Below are 24512 nucleotides of genomic sequence, written 5' to 3'. Positions count from 1 at the left end.
GGCGGCGGGCCGCGGGGTCCTCACGCGGCCGCACGCTTCCGCAGCACCGGGAGCCGCCGGTCGACCGCCCCGGCCGCGACGACGAGCCCCGCCAGCACGACCGCCGCGGCCCCCAGGTAGGACGCCCGGGTCGCCCACCAGTCCCACGTCCACGGCTCCGGCAGCGTCTCCCCGACCCCGAGCAGCACCACCCCCGACACCGCGAACATCGCCGTCAGGTGCCACAGGTACAGGCCCATCGACCGCGCGCCCGCCCAGCGCACCAGCCGCGAGCCGGCGGCCCAGCGGGCGACCGCGTCCCGCACCAGCAGCGCCGCCGCGACCTGCGCCACCGCGAACCCGACCACCGGGGCGGTGGGCGGGGCGAGGTTCGAGATCGCGTCGCCGGGCATGCCGATCAGCGACCACGGGTAGGGGCCGACCGCGAGCAGCAGCACCGTCGCCGCGAGGCCGCCGAGCGCCAGCAGCGTGAGCACCGTGCGCTCCGGCACGAGGTCGCGCGCCGCCACGTCCTCCGGGGTCGCGAGCCGGCGCGCGGCGTACACCAGGCCGCCCAGGTACGGCACGGCCCACACCAGCAGCACGTTGGGCGCGCCGGGCAGCGCCACCTCGTCGGAGAACCGCAGCAGGTCGACGACGACGGGCAGCGCCGCCGCGACGAGCAGCACCCGTGCCGCGCCCCACCGGCGCAGCGCGCGCAGCAGCACCGGGGTCAGGGCCAGCAGGCCGATCTGCACGCCGAGGAACCACAGCGGCTGCGGCACGATCCGCGCCACCCGGTCGACGGCGGCGGCCGGGACGCCGAGCCACGGCAGGGCCGCGAGCAGGAGCGCCCACACCCCCGCGAACACGGCGACCGGCCGCGCCATGCGCAGCAGCCGGACCCCGGCGAACCGCCAGCCCGGCTCGCCGGGGTGGCGGTCGAGGTCGTACCGGGCGGCGGCACCGGCGGCGAAGAACAGCAGGGGCAGCGGCTGCAGCCAGGTCAGCAGCCAGGCGCCGCCGTGGGCGAGGGCGTTCCCGACGACGAGCGCCTCCCCGTCCCAGGTCGCCTCGACCATCAGCCAGTGCAGGGCGACGACGAGCAGGATGCCGACGGCGCGGACGCCGTCGACGAACGGGTCGCGGCGCGCGCGGGGCCGGGCCGGTGGCGCCGGGGCCGCCGGGACCGCGGCGCGGGCGCCGGTGGGCACCGGGCGCACGGGCCGGGCGCCGGTGGTCAGCGCGAGGGTGTTCGCCTCGCGGGACGGTGCGGGCAGGACGGTCGACATGGCGGCGCTCCCGAGGGCACCGCGCGGGGGGCCGCGCGGGTGCCCGGCGTTCGGGCACAGCACCAGCCTGTCGAGCGGAACCGCAGGTCAGAAGGGGTCCGACCCCCGTCCTGCGCGGCGGTCAACCCGACCCGGGACGGGGGATCTCCCCCGCCCCGCCCCTGCAGACGGCAGCGCCGTCAGCGCGGCGCGTCGGTGGCGCGCGCGTCGGTGGCGCGCGCGTCGGTGGCGGGCGCGGCGTCCCCCGGGTGCTGCGCGGCCGACGCGCGCCGGCCGCCGGCGAGCACGAGCGAGCCCGCCACCAGCGCGGCGCCGAGCACGGTCAGCCCGGTCGCCGCCGCCGACAGGAACGCGAAGGTGGTGGGCGACGCCCACAGCCGGTCCACGTACAGCGCCTGGGCGCCGGCGCTGCCGAGGACGCCCAGCACGAGCGTCGCGAGCCCGGTCCAGAACAGCTGCGGGGCGGTGGGCACGGGCACGGGTCCTCCAAAACGCGGGATCGGCCGCCGGTCGTCCGGTGGCGCATCCGAGGCTAGACCGCGGGCAGCGGCGCCGCGGGCCGTTCCGCCCGCGGATCGCGGCCACTTCCCGGCGGGGCCCGGTGCCGCATCGCCGGAGGACGGAGGTCCTACCGGTCGCCCGCGGACGGCGCGGGGCGGCCCTGCTCGTCGTCGCCGACGGCGGGCGCGGTCGGGTCGGCCGCGGGCGGCGCGGTCGGCGCGGGCGGCGCGGGGGCGGCGTCCCCGCCCGCGGCCGGGGCGTACCCGCCGGCCGGCGCCCCGCCCGCGGCAGGGGCCCCGTACCCGCCGGGGCCCGCGTACCCACCCGTCGGCGCGCCGTACCCGGGCGCCGCGGCCCCGGCCGGCGGGCCGTACGCCGGGGCGGCGTACCCGCCCGCCGCCGGGTAGCCGCCGGGCTGCTGCCCGGGCGCACCGCCGTACGGCGCCTGCGCCGGGGCGGGCCGCGGCGCGGCGGGGCCCCGCTGGAGCGCGCCGACGACGAACGCCCCGCCGATCATCGCCGCGCCGACCACCGTGAGCGCGTTGCCGACCGTCTGCGCGAACCCGTACAGCCAGGACGCCCGGTACAGCAGCTCGATGAACAGGGCCTGCCCGATCCAGCCCCCGATGATCCCGACGACGACGAGCACGACGCCCGTCCAGAGCAGCTGCGGTGCGGTGAGCTTCGGCATGTCACCGACGCTAGCGCGCCCCGCTGCGGTCCGCCCCGCCCGAGGTCGAGGGTCTGTGGTGCCAGGGGCGCCGGAAACCCTCGACGTCGCCGCGAACGCTCGACCTCGCGGGACGTGCCGGCGCGGGGCGGTCAGGCCTCCAGGTTGAGGTAGCGGAGGACCGCCAGGACGCGGCGGTGGTCGCCGGCGTCGGGGGCCAGGTCGAGCTTGCCGAAGATCGACGTCACGTGCTTCTCGACCGCCCCGTACGTCAGCACGAGGGCGTCGGCGATCGCCCCGTTGGACCGGCCCTGCGCCATGAGCTCCAGCACCTCGGACTCCCGCGGGGTGAGCCGCGTGATGCCGGGGTCGACGCGCGCGGCGCCCATGAGCTGGGTGACGACCTCGGGGTCGAGGACCGTGTGCCCGGCGGCGATGCGCTCGAGCGCGTCGAGGAAGTCGGACACGTCGGCGACCCGGTCCTTGAGGAGGTAGCCGACCCCGCGGGCGTCGCCGCCGAACAGCTGCGCGGCGTACCGGGTCTCGACGTACTGCGAGAACAGCAGCACCCCCAGCCCGGCGTGGGTCTCGCGCAGGGTGAGCGCGGCGCGCAGCCCCTCGTCGGTGAACCCGGGCGGCATCCGGACGTCGACCACGGCGATGTCGGGCAGCGCGTCGGCGTCCGCGAGCGCCGCGACCTCCGTCACGAGCGCGTCCCCGTCGCCGACGGCCGCGACCACCTCGTGGTCGCGGCGGGCGAGCAGGGCCGCGAGCCCGTCGCGGAGGATGACGGAGTCCTCGGCGATCACGACCCGCACGCGGCACCCCCGACCGGGGTGCGGACGTGCGACGGGCGGGGAACCGGACGGCTCATCGAGCGCTCAGCGGCAGGTGCACGGTCACCACCGTAGGGCCTCCGGCCGGGCTGTCGACGTCGAGCTCGCCGTCCACCGTGGCCACGCGGTCCGCCAGGCCCGCGAGCCCGGAGCCGCCGGACGCGCCGGGCAGCCCGAGCCGGGCGCCGCCGCGGCCGTCGTCCCGCACGCGCAGCCAGAGCGCCCTGCCGTCGGCCTCGACCCGGACGTAGGCCCCGGTCGCGCCCGAGTGCCGGACGACGTTCGTGAGCAGCTCGGCGACCGCGAAGTACGCGATCGTCTCGACCTCGGGCGCGGGCCGGGCGGCGGCCAGGTCCACGTCGACGGTCACGGGCACCGGGCTCCGCGCCGCCAGCGTCTCCAGCGCCACCGCCAGACCGTTGTCGAGCGCCGGCGGGTGGATCCCGCGCGCGATCTCGCGCAGCTCGGTCAGCGTGTCCTTCAGCGCCCCGTGCGCCTCCGCGAGCAGCCCGAGGGTGGCCGGGTCGGCGGACGGCTCGTGCGCGAGGCGGTCCCGGGCGTCGCCGATCTGCATGGCGACCGCCACCAGGCGGGCCTGGGTGCCGTCGTGCAGGTCGCGCTCGATGCGCCGGAGGCGCGTGTCGGCGTCGGTCACCGCGGTGCCGCGGGTCTGCTCGAGGTGCGCGACGCGCAGGCTGGAGGCGGTCGGCCCGAGCAGGCTCTGGCTGAGCAGCCGGAACAGGTGCGCGAACCCGAGGGTCAGGCGGTGCCAGGCGAGGAAGGCCAGCAGGCCGACGGCGATGAGGATCCACTGCCGCGGCGGGGTGTCGATGAAGAAGTCCATGCCGAACGAGGCCCCGCGGTGCATCGTGCCGTCGGACGCCTCCTGCAGCGGCAGCCACCGGTACCAGAACCAGTGCGTCGTCCCGCCGAGCGCCACGGCGAGGAACGTCGTCGGCACGACGAACCCGACGATCGCCAGCGGCAGCGCCAGCGCGCCGAACGCGACGCCGCGCCAGCCCGGCGCGTCGCCGAGCAGCACGCCGAGGCGGCGCCAGAACCCGCGGCGGCGGCGCCGGGGCATCGGCGTCGCGATCGACGTGCCGAGCATCCCGCGCGCCATCCCCCGGTACAGCGCGGCCCACATCCGGCCGCCCACGATCACCCAGCCGGCGACGAACAGGCCGATCACGGTGACGGCGACGGACGGCGGCAGCACGACCGCCACCACGGCGTAGGCGAAGGAGAAGGGCGCGACGAGCAGGGCCAGGAAGAGGTAGCCGTACTCGCGCCAGGTGCGGCCCATGACGCCGGGCGCCCAGATCGCGCCCCGCGGCAGGTCGGCGGTGACGTGCAGCGGTGCGGTGGCGACGGTGCCGGGCACTCCGGGGACCGCGGGCGCGCCGGGATGCGGTGCGACCGGCGCGCCGGGCTGCGGCGCCGTCGGGTCGGCGGGGCCGGCGGCGGCCGGGTGGGTGGCGGGCATGGCGGGCTCCTCGTGCGGGGCCGGAGAACCCCTCGGGGCGCTCCGGGTCGGTCGGACGGCACCATCGTCCCGTGCCGGGTACGCCGTGCGGCACCCGGCGCACCACCCACCCGTCCGGGGGATGTCCCCCGGCCCCGGGACCACGAGTTCCCGACCGTGAGGTCACAAAGCGGTAACAATCCAAGAAATGGTAAAGTCGCAGGTCAGGGCGACTTTACCTAGGTAAAATCGTCCCACCACGCACGAGTTGGGCACGTCCCGGCCTCGCAATCCCCGCCGGGATGGGGCACGGTGGAGCACGACCAGATCGACGAATGGTCGGCGTGCGACGCCTGCTTCCGGCCCTCGCAGCGCCCCTCTCCCGGGGTGCGGCAGCGAGGGCCGGGGCGTGTTCCGCCGCCGTGCAACCGGCCCCCTCCGGGCGGCCCGCGCGGCGCTGCCGACCGACGCTGCGCCCCCGGCGCGCCCCGCCCCCGGGGCGCACCCGACCTCCGCCCGCGGAGGGGATGGGGCCGCGCGTCATGACGTGACGAGGTGGATGAGTGACAGGACTGCGCGTCGAAGGCGTGTACAAGGTGTTCGGCCGCCGGCCGAACGAGGCGGTGAAGCGGCTCCGCGACGGGTCGTCCCGCGAGGACGTGCGCCAGTGGGGCACGGCGGCGGTGATCGACGCCGACCTGGAGATCCGCAGCGGCGAGACCTTCGTGGTGATGGGGCTCTCGGGCTCCGGCAAGTCGACCCTGATCCGGATGCTGAACGGCCTGCTCAAGCCGACGGCCGGGCGCGTCGTCCTCGGCGACGACGACCTCAGCGCCGTCAGCGCGGCCCAGCTCCGGTCCATCCGGCAGCGCAAGGTCAGCATGGTGTTCCAGCACTTCGCGCTGCTCCCGCACCGCACGGTGCGCGACAACGCGGCCTACCCGCTGGCGCTGCAGGGCATGGACAAGGCCGAGCGCCGGACGAAGGCCGACGAGGCCCTCGAGATGGTCGGCCTCGGCGAGTGGGGCGACTCGCTCCCCCACGAGCTGTCCGGCGGCATGCGGCAGCGCGTCGGCCTGGCCCGCGCGCTGGCCGCCGACACCGACATCCTGCTCATGGACGAGGCGTTCTCCGCGCTCGACCCGCTGATCCGCCGCGAGATGCAGGACCAGCTGCTCGAGCTCCAGCAGACGCTGGGCAAGACGATCGTGTTCATCACGCACGACCTGAACGAGGCCATGTACCTCGGCGACCGGATCGCCGTCATGCGCGACGGCCGCGTCGTCCAGGTGGGCACCAGCGAGCAGATCCTGTCCGCGCCCGCCGACGACTACGTGGCGCAGTTCGTCGCCGACGTCGACCGCACCCGCGTGCTGACCGCGTCCTCCGTGATGCGCCGGCCCGCCGCCGTCGCGTTCGCCGGGGGCGGCCCGCGCCTCGCGCTGCGCACCATGCGCGACGCCCAGGTGGCCGCGGCCTACGTCGTCGACCGCACCCGCGTGCTGCGCGGCATCGTCCGGGACGCCGACGCCGTCGACGCCACCCGCGCCGGCAAGGACACCCTCGAGGGCCTGATCGACGACAGCCTGACGTCGGTGTCCGTCGACACCCCGCTGGCCGAGGTGTTCGCGCCCGCCGCCGAGTCGCCGCTGCCGGTCCCCGTGACCGACGACAAGGGCCGCCTGGTCGGCGTCATCCCCCGGGCGATCCTGCTCGAGGCGATGGTCCCCGTCGACACCAGCACGCCGCCGAAGGGCACCCCGACGGCCGACCAGGCCGCCACGTCCGCCGCGCCCGCACCCGGCGACGCCGACCCGACCGCGGCCACCGCCCCGGAGCCGGAGGCCGACCCGCTCGGCACCGCGCCGGACGCCACCACCGCCGCCCCCAGCGCGGGCCGCGCGGCCGACACGACGGAGGTGCGCGCGTGACCGCCCCGATCCTCGCCCTCGACACCACCGACCAGGGTGTCCCCCGCCTGCCGCTCGGCGAGTGGGTGGACGTCGCCGTCGGCTGGGTGACCACCACGTTCCGCGGCCTGTTCTCCGCGATCAAGAGCATCTTCGAGGGCGCCTACGACGGTCTCGACACCGTGCTGAGCGGCCCGCCCTTCTGGTTCATCGCCGTCGCGCTCGCGCTGGTCGCGCTGTTCGCGAAGGGCTGGAAGCTCGCCGTCGGCACGCTGGCCGGGCTCGTCGTCATCGCCGGCGTGAACCAGTGGGAGAACGCGATGGACAGCCTCGCGCTGGTCATCCTGGCGAGCGTCGTGGCGCTGGTCATCGCGATCCCGCTCGGCATCTGGGCGGCCCGCAACGACCGGGTCTCCCGGACCGTGCGGCCGGTGCTCGACTTCATGCAGACGATGCCCGCCTTCGTCTACCTGATCCCGACCGTCGTCATCTTCCGCGTCGGCGTCGTCCCCGGCATCGTCGCGACCGTCATCTTCGCGATGGCGCCCGGCGTCCGGTTCACCGAGCTGGGCCTCCGGCAGGTCGACCGCGAGGTCGTCGAGGCCGGGCACGCGTTCGGCTCCTCCGACGGCCGCATCCTCCGGCAGATCCAGCTCCCGCTGGCGATGCCGACGATCATGGCCGGCGTCAACCAGGTGATCATGCTCGCGCTGTCGATGGTGGTCATCTCCGGCATGGCCGGCGCCCCCGGCCTCGGCGGCGACGTCGTCCAGGCCCTGCAGCGCGTCAACGTCTCGCTCGGCTTCGAGGCCGGCCTGGCCGTGGTCATCCTGGCCATGTTCCTCGACCGCGTGACCTCGGCGTTCGGCACCCGCTCGAAGACCGCCCGCGCGGTCGCCGCGGCGACGAAGGCCTGACGCCCCCGTCCCACCGGGGCCGCACGGCGGCTCCCGCACCCCACCCACCCCCACACGGGCGGCGGCACGATGCCGCGCGCCCACGGAAGGACACGCATGCGCACCCGCACCCGCCGTTCCGCCCTCGCCGCCTCGGCGCTCGTCGCCGGCCTGGCCCTGACGGCCTGCGCCTCCGACGGCGGCTCCGGCAGCGCCTCCGACGAGGAGCGCCTCGAGAACGGCGACCTGCCCACCGTGTCGATCGGCGTGCACTCCGGCTGGGACGAGGGCATCGCCGTCTCGGCGCTGTTCCAGACCATGCTGGAGGAGGACGGCTACACGGTGGAGTCGCAAGAGGCCGACGCCGGCGTCGTGTACACCGGCCTGGCCGGTGGCGACTTCGACGTGAACTTCGACATGTGGCTGCCCACCACGCACGAGGACTACCTCGACCAGTACGGCGACGACATGGAGCAGCTCGGCGTCTGGTACGACGACGCCCGGCTCACCATCGCGGTGAACGAGGACGCGCCGATCACGTCGATCGACGAGCTCGCCGAGAACGCCGACGCGTTCGGCAACCGCATCGTCGGCATCGAGTCCGGCGCCGGCCTGACCCGCATCACCCAGGACGAGGCCATCCCGACCTACGGCCTGGACGACATGGAGTTCGTCGTCTCGTCCACGCCGGCGATGCTCGCCGAGCTCAAGGGCGCGACCGACGCCGGCGAGAACATCGCGGTCACCCTGTGGCGCCCGCACTGGGCCTACGACGCCTACCCCGTCCGCGACCTCGATGACCCCGAGGGCGCCATGGGCGAGGCGGAGGAGATCCACACGGTCGGCCGCACCGGCTTCTCCGAGGACTACCCGACGCTGACCAAGCTCATCGAGGCGTTCACGCTGACCGACGAGCAGCTGTTCTCGCTGGAGAACCTCATGTTCAACGAGGACGGCGGCTCGGACCCGACCGCGTCGGCCGCCGCGTGGCTCGACGAGAACCCGGACTTCGTCACGGACCTCAAGGAGCAGGCGGGCGTCTGACGCCCCCGCGCTCCGGCCTCACGACGGCCCCCGCCCCTCCGGGTGCGGGGGCCGTCGCCGTCCCGGGCCCCGCCACCGTTCGCCGAGATAGGACCTCCGCGCCGAGATAGGACCCTGCAGGGTCCTATCTCGGCTGAGAAGTCCTATCTCGGCGCGAGCGGGGAGGGCGGGCCGGGGGCGGGCCGGGGGCGGGCGGAGAGAGGGGTCAGTCCGGTTGGGGGACCTCGGCGCGGAAGCGGGCCGCCAGGGCCTCGCCCGCGGCGACCGCGCCGGCGATCTCCGGCTCCGGGACGTGCACCAGGCGCAGGCAGCCGCGCACGACCGCCTCGGCGTACGCCGCGCGGGTGCCGTCGTCGCCCCACTGCCGCTGGCTGATGATGCCCTCGACCAGCCCGAACGCCAGCTCCAGGTCCGTCTCCGGCAGCGCCGCCGCATCGACGCCCTGCTGCTCCAGCACCGCCACGGACAGCGCGCGGTAGTGCCCGCGCAGCGCGACCTGGCTCTCCCGGGTCTCGGCGAACTCGGTCTCGGCGATGTCGAGCAGCCGGTAGACGACGTGCAGGTTCCACCGGTCGCGCAGCAGGCCGTCGAGGTCGTAGCGCGCGAGGGCGGCCAGCGCGACGGTCGGGTCGACGGGACCGCCCTCGGGTCCGGCCGTGCGCAGCCAGTCCGCGAACTGGACCGACGGCGCGACGGTGCCCTTGAGCAGCGAGCGCAGGATCTGGCTCTTGTCGGCGAAGTGGTAGTACAGCGACGCCTGCTTGATGCCGACGGCGTCGGCGATCTGCCGGGTCGTGGTCTCGGTGTACCCCTGCGAGCCGAACAGCGACGCGGCGGCCGCCAGGATCTCCTCGCGGGTGCTCAGCGCGGAGTTCGCGCGCGGGGCCGACCGCGGCCGGCCCCGGCGGCGCGGCGCGGCCTCGGCCTGCTCAGCCACGGTCCACCGTCCTCCCGTCGTCGGCGCGGGCGTCCTTGACGACCCGCCCATCCTGCACCACGACCCGCACCCGACGGGGGTCGGCGAGCGCGTCGATGCTGGTGAGCGGGTCGACGTCGGTGAGCGCCAGGTCGGCGCGCAGCCCCGGCGCCACCGTGCCCACCTGGTCCGCGATCCCGAGCATCCGCGCCGCCCCGGAGGTCCCCGCGACGAGCGCGGCGGCGGGCGACAGCCCGTGCTCGACCAGCAGCGCCAGCTCGGTGAGGTTCGTGCCGTGCGGGGCGATCCCGGCGTCGGTGCCGAGCGCGACCGGCACGCCGGCCGAGATCGCCGCGTGCAGCCGCTCCCGCGCGGTGTCCTTCAGGGCGCGGCGCTTGGCGGCGACCCACGGCGCGACCCCGTCCGCCACGGGCCGGGTCAGCGTGGACAGCGTCGGCACGAGCCAGGTGCCGCGCTCCCCCATCAGGTCGATCGTGGCGTCGTCGACGAGGTAGCCGTGCTCGACGCTGCGCACGCCGGCCCGGACCGCGGCGGCGATGCCCGCGGCGCCCTGCGCGTGCGCGGCGACCCCGACGCCGCCGTGCCGGTCGGCCTCCTCGACGACGGCGCGGAGCTCGGGCTCGGACAGGCCGCCGGACTCCGGGTGGCTGCGCGGGCTGCCCATCCCACCGGTGGCGGCGACCTTGACCCAGTCGGCGCCCTGCCGCAGCACCTCGCGGACCGCGCGCACGAACTCCGCCGGCGAGTCGGCCACCGCCCCCGCGCCGGGACCCGTGTCCAGCGCCACCCCCTCGATCGTGCGCCAGTCGCCGTGCCCGCCGGTGATCGACAGGATCCGGATGGCGACCTGGAGCCGCGGACCCCGCACCAGCCCCTGCTCCAGCGCGTCCCGGAACCCGGAGTCCGCCCCGGCCAGGTCGCGGGCGGTCGTCACCCCGGCGTCGAGGGTCGCGGACAAGTGCGGGACGGACCGCAGGGTGAGCAGCGACTCCGGCGCCAGGACGGTGCCGAGGGTGTCGCCGCCGGGCGACGTGCTGACGTGCACGTGGCAGTCGAGGAACCCCGGCAGCAGCGTGCGGCCGGCCCCGTCGAGGACGGTGAGGCGCGCCGGGTCGGCCGTCGCCGCGCCGGGCACCACGGTCCCGGTGGGCCCGACGGCGGCGATCAGGCCGTCCGAGACCAGCACGTCCGTGCCCGGGCGCGGGTCGGCGCCGGTGCCGTCGATCAGGCGCACGTCGCGCAGCAGCAGGTCGGTCACGGGCGGGCTCCTCGGGGTCGGGAGCGGCCAGGCTAGCCCATTACCTGTCGCCGATAGATTTTACGTCCCCGCAACACGCGGCAACCCGGAGGCAACGCCCCGGGTCTACTTTTCCGGTCACCGACAGGAAATGCGTCGGCCGCACCACGGCGCGGATCGCAGGGTCCGCCCCTCCCCCGCACCTCCCCTCCCCTCGGCGTCGCGGCCCCCTCCTCCCGCACCCGTCGACGCACCCCCGACCGAGAGGCACCGAGCATGAGCCCGAGCACCGCCCGCGCCACCACGCGGTCCGCCCGCCGCCCCCGCACCGCCACCCGCACCCGCACGGCCGCCGCGGCCGCCGCCGTCGCCGGGCTGCTGGCCCTCACCGCGTGCGGCCAGAGCGGCACCGTGGGCGGCAGCACCGCCGGCGGCGACGACACCTTCACCGCCGTGATGCTCACCGGGTACACCACGCCGCCGGACCCGGACGTCAACTACGACGGCCCGGGCCTCAACATCATCGAGAACACGTACGAGGGCCTGGTGGCCTACCAGGACGGCGTCGAGGAGCCGACGATCGTCCCGGAGCTCGCCGAGGAGTGGACCGTCTCGGACGACGGCCTCACCTACACGTTCACGCTGCGGCCGGGCGTCACGTTCCACGACGGCACCGAGCTGACCTCCGAGGCGGTGAAGGCGTCGTTCGAGCGGCGCACCCAGGTCGACGCCGGCCCGGCGTACATGGTGGGCGACGTCGTGTCCGTCGAGACCCCGGACGACCTCACCGCCGTCGTCACGCTGGCCGCCCCGAACGCCGCCTTCCTCGACTACCTCGCCTCGCCGTTCGGCGTGAAGCTGATCAGCCCGGCCGTGCTCGCGGACGAGGCGGGCGACGACTTCGCCCAGACCTACCTGACGACGCACGACGCCGGCACCGGCCCGTACGAGCTGACCGCGGTCGAGACGGGCGAGCGGTACGAGCTCACCGCCTACGACGGCTACTGGGGCGACGCCCCGGAGCTGACGTCCATCGAGATCCAGGTCGCCGAGAACGCCTCGTCGGCGCAGCTGCAGCTCGAGCGCGGCGAGATCGACGCGATCCTCGGCAACCTCAACAAGACCTCGTTCGAGTCGTTCGAGGGCAGCGAGGACGTCACGACGTCGACCTTCGCGAACTTCACGACGCAGATGATCTACGTGAACCCGGGCTCGGCCTGGCTCGCGGACGTGGCGGACCGCGAGGCGCTGTTCGCGGGGATCGACAAGGAGTCGATCATCGACGAGGCGATGGGCAGCCTGGAGGTGCCGACCGACCAGCTGTTCCCGCAGGGCATGGTCGACGCGAGCATCGACGACCAGGGCATCGCCTACGACGAGGGCGCCTGGGACGCCCTCGGCACGCCGGACTCCGGCACGGTGCGCATCGCGTACGCCGGGTCCAGCGCGGACGGCAAGGCCGTCGCCGAGGAGCTCGGCTCGCGGCTGAGCACCGCCGGCATCCCGGCCGAGGCCGTCGCCTACTCGGCCGGCACCATCTACGGCATCGCCGACGAGGGCGCCGACGGCCCCGACCTCGCCGTGTTCTCCGTGTTCCCCGACGCCGGCCACCCGGACGCCTGGGCGAGCATCATCTACACCCCGGCCGGCGGCCTGGACCTGTTCGGCGCCGAGGTGCCGGGCCTGACCGACCTGCTCGACACCGCCCGCGCCAGCGAGGACGTCGCGGCGTACGCCCCCGTCGCCGAGGCGATCAACGCCACGCGCTACTGGTACTCGATCGGGTCGCTCAACACCACCCTGCTGACCACGCCGGACGTCACCGGCACGACCGAGGCGCAGAACGTCCTCGAGTACGACGTGCTGCACTTCGCGGCGCTCGGCCGGGGCTGACCCCGCGCCACCCCCGACCCCGGGGCGGGGTCGCGACCCCTGACCGGCCCCGCCCCGGGGTCCACCCCTCGTCCGCCCTCCCAAGGAGACCGCCATGCCTGTTGCCGAGAGCCCCGTGCTGCGCGTCGACGGCCTCGACGTCCGGCTGACCCGCGACGGCGAGACCGTGCACGCGGTCCGCGGCGTCGACCTGACCGTCGAGCGCGGCGAGGTCGTCGGCCTGGTCGGCGGGTCCGGCTCCGGCAAGAGCATCCTCGGCCTGTCGGTCATGGGCCTGCTGCCCCCCTCCGCCCGGCCCGTCGTCTCCGGGGTCGTCGACCTGGCCGGCACCGACATGATCGGCGCCCCCGACGCGGCCCGGCGCGCCGCCCGCCGGCAGCACGTCGGCGCGGTGTTCCAGGACCCGATGACGTCGCTCGACCCGACGATGACCATCGGGCGCCAGCTCGGCGAGGTCACCCGCGACCGGGCCCACGCGCTGTCCCTGCTGGAGGACGTCGGCATCCCCCGCGCCGCGGACCGGCTGAAGGCCTACCCGCACCAGCTGTCCGGCGGCCTGCGCCAGCGCGTGATGATCGCGCTCGCCGTCGCGCGCCGCCCGTCCCTGATCCTCGCCGACGAGCCGACCACCGCCCTCGACGTCACGGTGCAGGCGCAGATCCTCGAGCTGCTGCTGACGCTGCGCGAGGACATCGGCTGCTCGATCGTGTTCGTCACCCACGACCTCGGCGTCGCGGCGCAGGTGTGCGACCGGATCGCCGTGATGCAGCAGGGCCGGATCGTCGAGTCCGCCGGGGTGGACGAGGTGTTCGGCAACCCGACGCACGCGTACACGAAGAACCTGCTGCGGTCGCGGATCGACCTGCGGACCCCGCGGGACCGGCCGCTGGCGGCGATGCCGGTGGCCGCTGCGGGCGCGGCCACGCCCGCGCCCTCCACCCCCGCCCCGGCCCCCGCGGACGACGACGTCGCCGTCGGTGCCGACGGGGTCCTCGACCTCGCCCCCGGCGCCCCCGCCCCCGAGCTCCCCGCCGTGTGGCCCCCGGTGGTCCTGCGCGACGGCACCGCGGTCACCGTCCGCGACGCGCACCGGGTGTTCCGCAGCGGCCCGCCGTGGAAGCGCCGCGAGCTGCCCGCGCTGCGCGGCGTCGACCTCGAGGTCCGCGCCGGCGAGGCCGTCGCCCTGGTCGGCGAGTCCGGCTGCGGCAAGTCGACGCTGCTGCGTGTGGTCGCCGGTCTCGAGACCACCACCGCCGGCGAGGTGACCGTGGCCGCGGGCGCCGCCCCGCAGATGGTGTTCCAGGACGCCGGGTCGTCGCTGACGCCGTGGCTCCGGGTCGGCACGATGCTCGACGAGCGGCTGCAGGCGCACGTCACGGGCATGTCCCGGTCGGAGCGCACCGACCGGGTGCTCGACGCCCTGCGCACGGTCGGCCTGCCGCCGGAGACGGCGCGGGCCCGCGGCGACCAGCTGTCCGGCGGCCAGCGGCAGCGCGTCGCGCTCGCCCGCGCGGTGATCGTGCCGCCGACCGTCCTGCTGTGCGACGAGCCGACGAGCGCGCTGGACGTGTCGCTCGCAGCCACCGTGCTCAACCTGATCGGCCGGCTGCGCCGCGAGCTCGGGATGTCCGTGCTGTTCGTGACGCACGACCTCGCGGCCGCACGGATCGTCGCCGACCGGGTCGCCGTGATGCGCGAGGGCCGGATCGTCGAGATCGGCGCCACCGACGACGTCTGCGAGCGCCCGCAGCACGAGTACACCCGCACGCTGCTCGGCGCGATCCCCGGCCCGCAGCACCGTCGCGACCGCCTCGCCACCACCACGGGAGCCGCTCGATGACCACCGCCGACCTCGCCGTCTCCCCCGGCGGCGCCACCACCCGCGCGGCCCGCCGCTGGGCCCGCGTCACCGCCGTCCGGCACCGCGCCCTCGGCGTCGACCTGGTCGCCATCGGCGCGCTCGCGCTGATCGTGGCCGTCGCGCTCGCCGCCCCGGTGCTCGCGCCGCACTCGCCGGTCCTGCGCAGCGGCGAGGCGTTCCTGCCGCCGCTGAGCCCCGAGCACCTGCTCGGCACCGACGCGCTGGGCTACGACATCCTGTCCCGCCTGCTGTTCGGCATGCGGTCCAGCCTGGTCGCCGCGGTGATCGTGATCGCGTCCGGCGTGCTCGTCGGCGGGCTGGTCGGCCTGCTGGCCGGAGCGCTGCCCGGCTGGGTCGACGCGCTGCTGATGCGCACCACCGACCTGTTCCTGGCGCTGCCCGGCCTGGTCATCGCGATGGCGGTCGCCGCGGCGCTCGGCGCGTCGTTCACCTCGGCGCTGGTCGGCGTCGCCGTCGTCTGGTGGCCGCTGTACGCGCGGCTGGTCCGCGGCGAGGTCCGCGCGTGGGCCGCCCGGCCGCACCTGGAGGCCGCGCGGCTCGCCGGCACCCCGTGGGGCACCCGGGTCACCCGGCACCTGCTGCCGGGGGTGCGCTCGACGATCGTCGTCGCCGCGAGCCTCGACGTCGGCGGGCTGGTGGTCGCGCTGTCGGGCCTGTCGTTCATCGGGCTGTCCTCGCCGGCGCCCGCCCCGGAGCTCGGCGCGATGGCCGCCCAGGGCATGGCGTACCTGCTGCAGGCGTGGTGGGTGCCGATCTTCCCGGGCCTCGCGGTCCTGGTGATCGCGCTGGCGGCCAACCTCGCCGGCGACGGCGTCCGCGACCTGATGCGGGGGCGCTGAGGTGCGCCGCCCCGACGCCCGCCCGTCCCGTCCCCGCCGCACCCGTCAGGAGGCCCTCGCATGGTGATGTTCCTGGTCAAGCGCGTCGCCGCCACGATCGGCGTGCTGCTCGCGCTCACCATGGCGCTGTTCGGCCTCCAGGAGGTCAGCGGCGTCGACCCGGCCAAGGCGTACGTGGGCGCGAATGCGTCCGCCGACGCGGTGGCCGCCGCCCGCGAGCGCCTCGGCCTCGACGAGCCCCTGGTGCAGCGCTACCTCACGTACCTCGACGGCCTGCTGCACGGCGACCTGCAGAACTCGCTGCGCAGCCGCACCCCGGTCGCCGACAACCTGGCCCAGGTGCTGCCGGCCAGCCTCGAGCTCGCGGCGTGGGTGCTCGGCATCGCGCTGGTCCTGGGCGTGGCCTTCGCGGCCCTCACGACGCTGCGGTGGCGCGGCGCCGGGGTGGTCCGGGTCGTGCTGCTGAGCGGCGCCGCCGCCCCGACCTTCCTGCTCGGCATGGTCGCGCTGCTGGTGTTCTACGGGAACCTCGGCTGGCTGCCGTCGGGCGGCCGCACGGGGCTGCGGGACGCCCCCGCCGGGCCGACCGGGTTCCTGGTGCTCGACGGGCTGCTCGCCGGCCGGTTCGACGTCGCCGGCGACGCCGTCACGCACCTCGCGCTGCCCGCGCTGTGCGCCGCCATCTCCCCCGCCGTCGCGATCGGCCGGGTGCTGGTCGACGGGCTCAAGGCCAACATGGCCGCCGACCACGCCCGCACCGCCCGCGCCGCCGGCATGGGCGAGCGGCAGATCCTCGTGCGGCACGCCGTCCGGAACTCGCTCGGCCCGACGCTGTCGATGGTCGGCATCCAGGCGGGCATGCTCCTGGCCGGCCTGGTGGTCGTCGAGAAGATCTTCGACTGGCCCGGCGTCGGCTCCTACCTCGACAAGTCCGTCGCGGCCTCCGACTTCCCCGCCATCGCGGGCGTCGCCCTGCTGCTCGGCGTCGTCTACGTCCTGCTCAACACCGTCGTCGACGTGCTCCAGGCCGCCGCCGACCGCCGCATCGCCCTCGCCTGAGCGCGGTCGCACCACCCCCCGGAAGGAACCACCTCATGAACGTCACCGGCAACGCCGTGCTCATCGTCGTCGACATCCAGGGCGGCGACGTCGAGCGCGCCGAGTCCCGCACCGAGATCCCGTACATGCCCGGCCGCACCGAGCGGGCGCCGCGGGTCCGGACGATGATCGCCACCTGCCGCGAGCAGGGCATCCCGGTCGTGTGGATCCAGGAGGTGCACAAGCCCTCGCTGATCGACATCGGCCGCGAGCTGGACGGCGCCGAGGGCCCGCACTGCGTCGAGGGCTGGCCGGAGACGGAGCTCGCGCAGGGCCTGGACCCGCGGCCGGACGAGTTCCTGATCCGCAAGCGCCGCTACTCCGCGTTCTTCGGCACCGAGCTGGAGATCGTGCTCAAGGCGTACCGGGCCGACACCGTGATCCTCATCGGCGGCCTGACCGACGTGTGCATCCACTACACCGCGGTCGACGCGCACCAGCACGACTACCGGGTGCGGGTCGTCACCGACGCGGTCGGCGGCTCGACGCAGGAGGCGCACGACGCCGCCCTGCGCGCCATCGGCTACCTGCAGCGCGACGCGCTGGTCACCGCCGAGGACGTGCAGCAGTGGCTCGCCACCGCGGAGCCGAACCCCGAGGTGCAGCGCGCGCTCGCCACCACCGCCCAGGCCGTCTGAGGAGGCCCGATGACCAGCATCTCCACCGCCTCGCCGCTGGGGGCCCGCGACCACGCGCGCGCCCAGGGCGGCACGGTCGTCGGCACGATGCCGACCGTCCCGGCGGCCACCGCCGCCGACTGGCCCGCCGAGGTCGCGCCCGAGGACCGGCTGCACGCCGAGACCGTCGCCGGCGGGAACTACACCACCGTCGTGCTCGCCCGGGGCTCCGTCCTGGAGCTGACCGACCTGGAGGGCGACGCGTGCGCCCACCTGGTGCTCATCAACGCGGCGCAGGTCGACGAGCGGCTGAACGTCGCCGACACCGTCAAGATCCAGTGGCAGGCCTACCTCGGCGCCGGCTCGATGCTGCTGTCCGACCGCGGCCGGGTGCTCGCGACCGTCGTCGAGGACACCTCGGGCCGGCACGACACGTTCGCCGGCACGTCGTCGAAGGCCGCGAACGAGGCCCGGTACGGCGACGGGTCCCCGCAGGGCGGCACCCCCGCCGGCCGCGAGCTGCTGCTGCTCGCCGCTCTGAAGAACGGGCTGGACGCGCGCGACGTGCCGCCGAGCCTGTCGTTCTTCCAGGGCGTGCAGGTCGCCCCCGACGGCATGACGGAGTTCACCGGCTCGGCGGGCGCGGGGGCGCGGGTCCGGCTGCGGCTGGAGCTGCCGTGCGTCGTGCTGCTCGCGAACGTGCCGCACCCCGTCGACCCGCGAGCCGAGTACGTGTCGACGCCGCTGCGGGTCCGCGCCTGGCGCGGGGCGCCCGCCGGTCTCGACGCCCCGGAGGCCACAGCCGGCCCGGAGGCGGAGCGCGCCTACGCCAACACCATCGACTACGCCCGCGCGAGGGGACTGTGACCATGACCGCTGCACCCACCGCCCCCGCCCCGTCGACGGACGCGCTGCCCGCGCGACTCGCCGGTGCCACCGTCGTGCTCGACGAGGTGGTCCCGCGGCGGTCCGCGTGGTCGACCGTCGTCCGCGCCGGCCAGGAGCTCACCATCGTCGACCTGGAGGGCAACCAGGCCGTCGACTGCCTGCTCTACGACGCGCACGACACGTCCGTCCGGTACTCCGCGTCCGACACCATCGCCGCCCAGCGCAACGTCTACCTGGTGCAGGGCTCGGTGCTGCGGGCCGGCACCGGCGACGCGCTGATGACCCTCGTGCACGACGAGGTCGGCCGGCACGACACCATCGGCGGCGCCTGCTCCAAGGAGTCGAACTCCCTGCGGTACGGCCACCACACCGTGCACCAGCACGCCTGCGTCGAGAACTTCCTCGCCGAGGGCGCCCGCCGGGGGCTCGGCAAGCGCGACCTGGTGTCGAACATCAACTGGTACATGAACGTGCCGGTCGAGGCGGACGGCGCGCTGGGCATCGTCGACGGCATCTCCTCCCCCGGGCTGTCGCTGACGCTGCGCGCCGAGCGCGACGTGCTGGTGCTGGTGTCGAACTGCCCGCAGATCAACAACCCGTGCAACGGGTTCGACCCGACCCCGGTGCGGATGATCGTGACGGAGGGGGCGGCGTGAGCGTGCGCGCCGGGGTCGACGGGCTCGCCGCGGCGGACGGGCTCGCCGCGGTCGACCGCGCCTACACCCGGATCGCCGAGGTCGACCGGCCCGAGGTCTGGATCCACCTGCGGGCCCGGTCCGACGTCGAGGCGGACGTGCGCGGGCAGGCCGCGCGGGCGGCGGCGGGCGCGGACCTGCCGCTGCTCGGCCGCCTGGTGGCGGTCAAGGACAACATCGACGTCGCGGGGCTGCCGACCACCGCCGGCTGCCCCGGCGTCGCGTGGACCGCGACCGCCGACGCCACCGCGGTCGCCCGGCTGCGGGCCGCCGGCGCCGTGGTGCTCGGCAAGACGAACCTCGACCAGTTCGCCACCGGCCTCGTCGGCACCCGCAGCCCGTACGGCGCCGTGCGGTCCGCCGAGCACCCCGACCGGATCTCCGGCGGGTCGTCGTCCGGGTCCGCCGTCGCGGTCGCGCTCGGGATCGTCGACCTCGCGCTCGGCACGGACACCGCCGGGTCGAACCGGGTGCCCGCCGCGCTCCAGGGCGTCGTCGGGGTCAAGCCGACGCCCGGGCTGGTGCCGACCACGGGTGTGCTGCCGGCGTGCCGGTCGCTCGACTGCGTGGGGGTGTTCGCGCGGTCGCTGCCGCTGGCGGCCCTCGCGGTCGGCCTGATGGCGGGGCCGGACGGGGTCGACGCGCTGGCGGCGCGGCCCGTGCCCGTCGGCGTCACGGCGCCCGCACCGGACGCCCCGGTGCTCGCCGTGCCCGGGGCGGAGGACCTCGACGCGCTCGCCCCGCTCTGGCGGTCGGCGTTCGACGCGACCGTCGCGGCGCTGCGCGGCGCCGGGTGGACGCTCCGCGAGGTGGACCTCACGCCGTTCCTCGAGGCCGCGCGGCTGCTGTACGACGGGGCGTTCGTCGCCGAGCGGTACGCCGCCGTCGGCGCGCTGGTGGACTCCGAGCCCGAGGGCCTGGACCCGGTGGTGGCCGGCATCATCCGCGCCGCGGGCGCGCTCCCCGCGCACCGGTACGCCGCGGACCTCGTCACGCTCGCGGAGCTGCGCGTCGTCGCGGAGGCCGCGCTGGGTGACGCCGACGCGCTGCTGCTGCCGACGACCACGCACCACCCGACGCTGGCCGAGGTGGCCGCGGCGCCGGTGGCGGTCAACTCCCGGCTCGGGACGTACACCAACTTCTGCAACCTGTTCGGGTACGCGGCGGTCGCCGTGCCGGTCGACGCCGGGGTGCCCGGCGAGCGGGTCGGCGTCTCGGTGCTGACCCGCGGGTTCGCGGACGGCGCCGCGCTCGACCTCGCGGGACGGCTGCTGGCGGTCGCCGGGCCGCGGGCGTGGGAGGTGCTGGACGGGGCGCCGGGCACCGCGGCGGACGACGGCGCGGCCTCCGCGTCGGCGCTGGCGTCCGGGACGGTCTCCGCGGAGACGCCGGCCGCGTCGGCAGAGGCGTCTGCGGCGCCGGCCGCGGGGGCGTCGGCCGCGTCGGCGACGACCGCCACCGTGCGGGCCGGCGCGGGCCGGGTCGCGGACCCGGTGCCGGCGTGACGCTCGACGCCGCCACCCCGCCCGCCACGCCACCCGTCGCCCCGCCCGCGCCGGGTCCCGCGCGCCCACCCCGGCTGTGGCCGATGGCGACCGGGACGTTCGCCATCGGTTTCGGCTCGTACGTGATGGCCGGGCTGGTGCCGAGCGTGTCCGCGGAGCTCGACGTGTCGGTCAGCCAGGTCGGCACGCTGGTCAGCGTCTACGGCTTCACGTACGCCGTGTCCACGCCGCTGCTCACGCTGGTCGTCGGGCGCGTGCCGCGCCGGCTGCTCATGGCCGTGGCGCTGGGCCTGTTCGCGCTGGCCACCGGCGCCACGGCGTTCGCCACCACCTACGACCAGGTCGCCGTCCTGCGCGGGCTGTCGGCGGTCGCGGCCGGCGGGTTCACGCCGACGGCCACGGTGCTGGCGGCGCGGCTGGCCCCGCCGGGGCGGCGCGGGCGGGCGGTGGCGACGGTGTTCGGCGGGCTGACCACGGCGACCGTCCTCGGGGCGCCGGCGGGCAACCTGCTCGGCCCGGCGCTCGGCTACCGCGGCGTGTACGCACTGGTGGGCGCCCTCGCGCTGGTGGCGCTGGTGAGCGTCCTGGCGCTGGTCCGCGTCCCGCGTGCCCCGGCCCCGACCCCGGCCACCCCCGCACCCGCACCCGCCGAGATCGGTGTCTCGCGCCGAGATCGGTCCGTGGAGGCACCGATCTCGGAGGGAACCACCGATCTCGGCGCGCCGGGTGCCGCGACGGAGGCCGCGCGGCCCGGCGCGCTGCCCGGGCTCGTCGCCGTCGTCCTGCTGGTGTCGATGCTCGAGACCGCGTCGGCGCTCATGGTGCAGACCTACTCCTCGCCGCTGCTCACCGACCTCGGCGGGCTGACCGGCGCGCTGCTCAGCGCCGTGCTGCTGGCGTACGGCGTCGCCGGGGTCGCGGGCAACGTCGTGGGGGGCAGGCTCGCGGACCGGTTCGGCGCCGCGCGCAGCATCGTGCTCGCGCTGGGGACGTCGGTGGTGGCGCTGCTCCTGCTCACCCCCGCGACGGCGACCGCGTGGACCGCGCTGGCCGTGTTCGCGCTCTGGGGGTTCGCCGCATGGGCGATGAACTCGCCACTGCAGAACGTGCTGCTCACGCTCGCGGGCCGGCACGGCCAGCTGGTGGTGGCGCTGAACTCGTCGATCATCTCGCTCGGCACCGGACTCGGGGCCCTGGTGGGCGGCTGGGTCGTGGCCGGCCCGGGCTACGCGGCGCTCGGCGCCGCGGCGGCGGCGGTCATGCTCGTGGCGGTCGTCCTGGTCGCGGTCCTGTCCCGCCGCCCGGCGGTCGCGGCCGTCTGACGCACGGCGCGCCCGTCCGCTCCCGCACCGGATGGATCCACTCGCACGGACACGCCCGGGCGTGTGGGTGCGAGTGGATCCATCCGCAGAGCGCGCAGGCTGGCGGACCGGCGGACCCCCGGGTCAGACCGGGGAGATCGCGTGGCGCAGGTCCGGCTCCAGGTAGATCACCCGGGCGATCGGCACCGCCGCCCGCACCCGCTGCTCCGCCGCGTCGATCGCCTCCGCGACGTCTCCTGCGGTGGACGCCGCCGGCACCTCGATCTTCGCCGCGACCAGCAGCTCCTCCGGCCCGAGGTGCAGCGTGCGCAGGTGGATGACGGACGGGACGCCGGGGCCGATCAGCGCGGCGCGGATGGCGTCGACGTCCTTGCGGCTCGCGGACTCCCCGAGCAGCAGGCTCTTGGTCTCGACGGCCAGCACGATCGCGATGATCACGAGCAGCACGCCGATCGCGGCCGACCCCACCGCGTCCCAGCGGCCGTCGTGCGTCACCAGCGTCATGGATACGCCGAACAGCGCGAGCACCAGGCCGATGAGCGCGCCGAAGTCCTCCAGCAGCACGACCGGCAGCTCGGGCGCCTTGGCGGTGCGGATGTAGGACACCCAGCCCTGCTTGCCGCGGGTGTGGTTCGCCTCGCCGATCGCGGTGCGGAAGGACAGGCCCTCCATGACGATCGCCGCGACCAGCACGACGAGCGGCACCCACTGCCACGACTCGATCGGGTGCGGGTCGGCGAACTTGTGCCACGCCTCGTACAGCGCGAACAGGCCACCGAGGCTGAACAGCACGATGGCCACGATGAACGCGTACATGTACCGCTCGCGCCCGTAGCCGAACGGGTGCTCCTCGTCCGCCGCGCGCCGGGCCCGCCGGCCGCCGACGAGCAGCAGCAGCTGGTTGCCGGAGTCGGCCACCGAGTGCACCGACTCGGCGAGCATCGAGCTGGACGACGTGAGCAGGAAGGCGATGAACTTCGTCACCGCGATGCCCAGGTTCGCGGACAGCGCGGCGATGATCGCCTTGTTCCCGCCTCCGTGTGCCATGCCGGTTCCTCCGCTGGTCAGCGCGCGGGCGGCCGGGGTCGCCCGAGGCCGCCGCGCGGTGGCCCGAGCGGTGATGCTAGACCGGGCGGGCCTCGTCGGCGAGGAGGACGGGGATGCCGTCGCGCACCGGGTAGGCGAGCGGGCGGTCCGGGTCCGTCGACACCAGCTCGGGCTGCCCGCCCGGGCCGACGCCGTCCACGAGGGTCGCGCCGGTCACCGGGCAGCGCAGCAGGTCCCGCACCCAGGGGGCGAGGCCGGTGGTCCCGACGGGGTGCTCGCTCACGCGGCGCCGTCCTGGCGGACCAGCGCGAGCACGTCGTCGCGCACCTTCTCCATGATGTCCTCGTCCGCGGCCTCGACGTTCAGGCGGAGCAGCGGCTCGGTGTTCGACGCGCGCAGGTTGAACCACCACTGCGGCTGGGAGTCCCAGTGCGAGACCGTCAGCCCGTCCAGCTCGTCGACCGTCACCGGGCCGGCACCCTGCTGCTCGACGTACGCCTCGACGACGCGCGCGCGGGCGGCGGCGACGTCGGCGACGCGGGAGTTGATCTCCCCGGAGGCGACGTACGGCTGGTACTGCTCGGCGAGCGCCGACAGCGGGTGCGGCTGGCCGCCGAGCGCGGCGAGCACGTGCAGCGCCGCGAGCATGCCGGTGTCCGCGAAGAAGAAGTCGCGGAAGTAGTAGTGCGCCGAGTGCTCACCGCCGAACACCGCGTCCGACTCCGCCATCTGCGCCTTGATGAACGAGTGGCCCACGCGGGTGCGGACCGCCTTGGCGCCGGCCGCGTTCACCAGGTCCGGCACGACCATCGAGGTGATGAGGTTGTGGATGACCGTCGGCGTGCGACCCTCGGCCTTCTCCCGCTCGATCTCACGCAGGCCCACCAGCGCCGTGATGGCCGACGGGCTCACCGGGTCGCCGTTCTCGTCGACGACGAAGCAGCGGTCGGCGTCGCCGTCGAACGCCAGGCCGATGTCGGCGCCGTGCTCCACGACCGCCTTCTGCAGGTCGCGCAGGTTCTCCGGCTCCAGCGGGTTGGCCTCGTGGTTCGGGAACGTGCCGTCGAGCTCGAAGTACAGCGGGACGACCTCGAGCGGCAGCTCCGGGAGGCCGGCGCCGGTGCCGAGGACGGCGGGCGCGGTGAAGCCACCCATGCCGTTGCCGGCGTCCACGACCACCTTGAGCGGGCGGATGCCGGACAGGTCGACCAGGCCGCGCAGGAAGGAGGCGTAGTCGCCCAGCAGGTCCTGCTCGGTGACCTCGCCGGTCGCGGCGCCAGCGGCCGGGGCCGGCACGCCGTCGCGCAGGTACTGCGACGCGAGGTCGCGCACCCGGGACAGGCCCGAGTCCTGGCCGACGGGGCGGGCGCCCGCGCGGCAGAGCTTGATGCCGTTGTACTCCGCGGGGTTGTGGCTGGCGGTGAACATGGCGCCGGGGATGCCGAGCTTGCCCGAGGCGAAGTACAGCCCGTCCGTCGAGCACAGCCCGATCGTGATGACGTCCACGCCCCGCGCCGCGAGGCCCTCCGCGAACGCGCCGACCAGCTCCGGACCCGACGGCCGCATGTCGTTGCCGATCACGACGCGCGGGCGTGCACCGTCCGCGGCCTCGGGGAGCACGACGACGTCGGCGAAGGCCGCGCCGATCGCGCGGGCGACGTCGGCGTTCAGCTGGTCCGGGACCGTGCCCCGGACGTCGTACGCCTTGATCAGGCCGGTCAGGTCGGGGAGCGCGGAGGTCTCAGGCACGGCGTCACGGTATCCCATCGGACTCCTTCCTGAGGCGGTGCCGCGGCGCAGCAGCCGGGCCTCCCACGGCGCCAGCGGGCCGGTGGCGGCGGGCACGCCGGGGACCTCCGCCGACGCGGATCCACCCTCGCGTCCGTCGGGCCGCACGCGGGCACTGCTGAGCAGCAGCGTCGACCTCGACCAGCGGCTGTCGTCCAGACCGGCCGGCCA

General features: G+C 75.7%; 22 protein-coding genes. 12 read left to right on the top strand and 10 right to left on the bottom strand.

Going from position 1 to position 24512, the window contains the following annotated elements; translation table 11 throughout:
- Positions 1–20 precede the first annotated feature (20 nt).
- From FS882_RS07135 to FS882_RS07115, 5 genes are all read right to left on the bottom strand, one after another.
- The gene (locus tag FS882_RS07135) at positions 21–1271 is read right to left on the bottom strand and encodes an acyltransferase family protein (RefSeq protein WP_158372354.1); all 1251 of its coding nucleotides are present in this window, start codon (positions 1269–1271) and stop codon (positions 21–23) included.
- Positions 1272–1450: 179 nt separating this feature from the next.
- The gene (locus FS882_RS07130; RefSeq protein WP_187365181.1) at positions 1451–1750 is read right to left on the bottom strand and encodes a hypothetical protein; all 300 of its coding nucleotides are present in this window, start codon (positions 1748–1750) and stop codon (positions 1451–1453) included.
- A gap of 149 nt (positions 1751–1899) precedes the next feature.
- Positions 1900–2463: a hypothetical protein gene (locus FS882_RS07125; RefSeq protein ID WP_158372350.1), complete on the bottom strand. Its 564-nt coding sequence runs from the start codon at positions 2461–2463 to the stop codon at positions 1900–1902.
- Positions 2464–2594: 131 nt separating this feature from the next.
- The gene (locus FS882_RS07120; protein ID WP_158372348.1) at positions 2595–3260 is read right to left on the bottom strand and encodes a response regulator transcription factor; all 666 of its coding nucleotides are present in this window, start codon (positions 3258–3260) and stop codon (positions 2595–2597) included.
- A gap of 52 nt (positions 3261–3312) precedes the next feature.
- Entirely contained in the window at positions 3313–4764 is a 1452-nt protein-coding gene (locus FS882_RS07115) for a sensor domain-containing protein (protein WP_262348130.1), read from the bottom strand.
- 542 nt (positions 4765–5306) lie between these two features.
- On the opposite strand from FS882_RS07115, the gene FS882_RS07110 reads away from it, so the two are divergent.
- From FS882_RS07110 to FS882_RS07100, 3 genes are all read left to right on the top strand, one after another.
- On the top strand, positions 5307–6674 hold the full coding sequence (locus FS882_RS07110; protein ID WP_222848158.1) for a betaine/proline/choline family ABC transporter ATP-binding protein: 1368 nt from the start codon (positions 5307–5309) through the stop codon (positions 6672–6674).
- Positions 6671–7570 carry an ABC transporter permease gene (locus FS882_RS07105; RefSeq protein WP_262348129.1) on the top strand — a complete coding sequence of 300 codons (900 nt, stop codon included), beginning with the start codon at positions 6671–6673 and terminating at the stop codon, positions 7568–7570. The genes FS882_RS07110 and FS882_RS07105 overlap by 4 nt, the downstream gene beginning before the upstream one ends.
- Positions 7571–7666: 96 nt before the next feature.
- The gene (locus tag FS882_RS07100) at positions 7667–8593 is read left to right on the top strand and encodes a glycine betaine ABC transporter substrate-binding protein (protein WP_158372346.1); all 927 of its coding nucleotides are present in this window, start codon (positions 7667–7669) and stop codon (positions 8591–8593) included.
- A 205-nt stretch (positions 8594–8798) separates the two neighbouring features.
- Here FS882_RS07100 and FS882_RS07095 read toward each other — a convergent pair whose 3' ends face one another.
- Together FS882_RS07095 and FS882_RS07090 are read right to left on the bottom strand one after the other, a co-directional pair.
- A complete protein-coding gene (locus tag FS882_RS07095; RefSeq protein ID WP_187365180.1) occupies positions 8799–9530 on the bottom strand; it encodes a TetR/AcrR family transcriptional regulator in 732 nt (243 codons plus the stop codon).
- Positions 9523–10788, bottom strand: a complete 1266-nt coding sequence (locus FS882_RS07090) for a metal-dependent hydrolase family protein (RefSeq protein ID WP_158372342.1) — start codon at positions 10786–10788, stop codon at positions 9523–9525. Before FS882_RS07090 ends, FS882_RS07095 begins: the two co-directional genes overlap by 8 nt.
- A 255-nt stretch (positions 10789–11043) precedes the next feature.
- On the opposite strand from FS882_RS07090, the gene FS882_RS07085 reads away from it, so the two are divergent.
- The 9 genes from FS882_RS07085 to FS882_RS07045 all read left to right on the top strand — a co-directional run bounded on the left by FS882_RS07085 (position 11044) and on the right by FS882_RS07045 (position 21506).
- Complete coding sequence (locus tag FS882_RS07085) at positions 11044–12660, top strand: ABC transporter substrate-binding protein (RefSeq protein ID WP_158372340.1); 1617 nt, start codon at positions 11044–11046, stop codon at positions 12658–12660.
- 94 nt (positions 12661–12754) lie between these two features.
- Entirely contained in the window at positions 12755–14500 is a 1746-nt protein-coding gene (locus FS882_RS07080; RefSeq protein ID WP_158372338.1) for an ATP-binding cassette domain-containing protein, read from the top strand.
- Entirely contained in the window at positions 14497–15381 is an 885-nt protein-coding gene (locus tag FS882_RS07075) for an ABC transporter permease (RefSeq protein WP_158372336.1), read from the top strand. Before FS882_RS07080 ends, FS882_RS07075 begins: the two co-directional genes overlap by 4 nt.
- A 60-nt stretch (positions 15382–15441) precedes the next feature.
- Entirely contained in the window at positions 15442–16440 is a 999-nt protein-coding gene (locus FS882_RS07070; RefSeq protein ID WP_158372334.1) for an ABC transporter permease, read from the top strand.
- A gap of 35 nt (positions 16441–16475) precedes the next feature.
- Positions 16476–17117, top strand: coding sequence for a cysteine hydrolase family protein (locus tag FS882_RS07065; RefSeq protein WP_158372332.1), 642 nt, complete (start codon positions 16476–16478; stop codon positions 17115–17117).
- A 9-nt stretch (positions 17118–17126) separates the two neighbouring features.
- Positions 17127–17963: an urea amidolyase associated protein UAAP1 gene (locus FS882_RS07060; RefSeq protein WP_158372330.1), complete on the top strand. Its 837-nt coding sequence runs from the start codon at positions 17127–17129 to the stop codon at positions 17961–17963.
- A 2-nt stretch (positions 17964–17965) separates the two neighbouring features.
- Positions 17966–18640, top strand: a complete 675-nt coding sequence (locus FS882_RS07055) for an urea amidolyase associated protein UAAP2 (RefSeq protein ID WP_158372328.1) — start codon at positions 17966–17968, stop codon at positions 18638–18640.
- The gene (locus FS882_RS07050) at positions 18637–20184 is read left to right on the top strand and encodes an allophanate hydrolase (protein WP_262348128.1); all 1548 of its coding nucleotides are present in this window, start codon (positions 18637–18639) and stop codon (positions 20182–20184) included. The genes FS882_RS07055 and FS882_RS07050 overlap by 4 nt, the downstream gene beginning before the upstream one ends.
- Positions 20181–21506, top strand: coding sequence for an MFS transporter (locus FS882_RS07045; protein WP_158372326.1), 1326 nt, complete (start codon positions 20181–20183; stop codon positions 21504–21506). The genes FS882_RS07050 and FS882_RS07045 overlap by 4 nt, the downstream gene beginning before the upstream one ends.
- Positions 21507–21629: 123 nt before the next feature.
- Here FS882_RS07045 and FS882_RS07040 read toward each other — a convergent pair whose 3' ends face one another.
- The 3 genes from FS882_RS07040 to FS882_RS21600 form a co-directional block, all read right to left on the bottom strand.
- Complete coding sequence (locus tag FS882_RS07040; protein ID WP_158372324.1) at positions 21630–22553, bottom strand: cation diffusion facilitator family transporter; 924 nt, start codon at positions 22551–22553, stop codon at positions 21630–21632.
- 76 nt (positions 22554–22629) lie between these two features.
- The gene (locus FS882_RS07035; RefSeq protein WP_158372322.1) at positions 22630–22836 is read right to left on the bottom strand and encodes a Trm112 family protein; all 207 of its coding nucleotides are present in this window, start codon (positions 22834–22836) and stop codon (positions 22630–22632) included.
- Complete coding sequence (locus tag FS882_RS21600) at positions 22833–24320, bottom strand: phosphomannomutase/phosphoglucomutase (protein WP_262348145.1); 1488 nt, start codon at positions 24318–24320, stop codon at positions 22833–22835. Before FS882_RS21600 ends, FS882_RS07035 begins: the two co-directional genes overlap by 4 nt.
- Between the last annotated feature and the right edge of the window lie 192 nt (positions 24321–24512).

It is taken from the genome of Cellulosimicrobium cellulans (assembly GCF_007679345.1).
GTDB classification, from domain to species: Bacteria; Actinomycetota; Actinomycetes; order Actinomycetales; family Cellulomonadaceae; genus Cellulomonas; species Cellulomonas cellulans_A.
The sequence above is the reverse complement of the archived record's forward strand: the minus strand, read 5'-3'. Positions and strand labels throughout refer to the sequence as shown.